General features: G+C 37.0%; 1 protein-coding gene. It reads right to left on the minus strand.

All coding sequences use genetic code 11. The features are described 5' to 3' along the window. Positions 1-195: 195 nt before the first annotated feature. Positions 196-1,331, minus strand: a protein-coding gene (locus ACFQ18_RS18050) for an IS3 family transposase (RefSeq protein WP_379566890.1) whose coding sequence is annotated in 2 segments (ribosomal slippage) — positions 196-1,097 and positions 1,097-1,331 — 1,137 coding nt in all. Because the reading frame shifts where the segments join, the coding sequence is not laid out codon by codon here. Between the last annotated feature and the right edge of the window lie 76 nt (positions 1,332-1,407).

Consider the following 1,407-nt stretch of genomic DNA (forward strand, 5'->3'; position numbering starts at 1 on the left):
TGGATCTACGTCAAGTTTTTGGACACAAAAAGATTAAGTTTTTTTGCACAACAACCATTCATGGATTGTTCCACGTCCCAAGTAGATTGTCAAAGTGAAAAGATCCTTTGACAATCTACTTGGGACGTGGAGAAATAAACCCATGGCTGTTGTGCCAAAAAAATGTGAAGGGGGAAGTGTTCTGTACCCCATGTTTTACGCTGCTATTCGGCACATTTTTTCGTATTCATCCGGTGTCAAATAACCAATGCTTCCATGAATTCGTTTGCGATTATACCAACCTTCGATGAATTGAAATAACGCAATTCTCGCTGTCTCAAAGCTTTCGTATTTGGTTAGATACACTTCTTCTTTTTTCAATATGGCATGAAAAGATTCAATACAAGCGTTGTCATATGGACATCCTTTTCGACTAAATGACGGAACCATTTCATGTTTTTTTAGTAGTTTTTGAAAGGCTTCACTTGTATATTGTGTTCCTAAATCTGTATGCACGATAAGACCGGGATCGGGCTTTTGATCTTGAATCGCATTCTGAAGTGCTTCCAGCACAATTTCTGTTGTCATGGTACGAGAGAATTTATATCCGACCACTTTTTTTGTATGTAAATCAAGAACGGACGCTAGATAACACCAACCATCACGAAGCGTATGGACATATGTAATATCAGCTACCCATTTTTCGTTGATTGTTGTTGTAGTGAAATCTTGATTTAATACATTTTCTCGTTCTTCTACGGGCTTTTGTGTTGGTGTTGGGCGGAATTTTTTTACAATACATGATTGGATGCCTGCTTGTTTCATCAAACGTTGAACTCGATTGATACTGCCTGTATAGCCTTCTTTTTTAAGTATTTCAAAGATTTTAGGGGCCCCATAACGACCCTTACTTTCTTTATGGATTGCTCGAATTCGTTCAAGCAGTTGTTCGTTGGCGACATGATAGCTATTCGGCTTCTTGTGAAACGATTGATAATACGTACTTTTAGGCATCTTTAAAACACGACACATCATTTGGATTGGATGATGTTCGCTTTCTTTTGTAATCAAGTCAATCAGTTCTTGCTCATCTATTTTCTCGCGAATATGGTCATAGCCTTTTTTAAGATTTCGATCTCCTGTTTTAATCGAAGATTTTCCTTTTGAATGGCTTCTATATCAGCCAAAGTTAATTCCTGTTCACATTCAATTGGAGAGAGTTGCTTAATCCATTTATAAATCGTTACTTCTGAAACACCATATTCGCTAGAGAGTTGACTGACTAGAGTGCCTGAGCGATAAAGCTCAACTACTGTTTGTTTAAATTCTTGATTATACCGTTTTTGACTCATGATTCGGACACAACCTTTCGTTAGTTTAATATTAATGACTTAACCAAGTTGTGTCCATAAATCTATACTACATCTA

The sequence above is a fragment of the Oceanobacillus caeni genome (assembly GCF_042678465.1).
GTDB lineage: Bacteria > Bacillota > Bacilli > Bacillales > Amphibacillaceae > Oceanobacillus > Oceanobacillus caeni.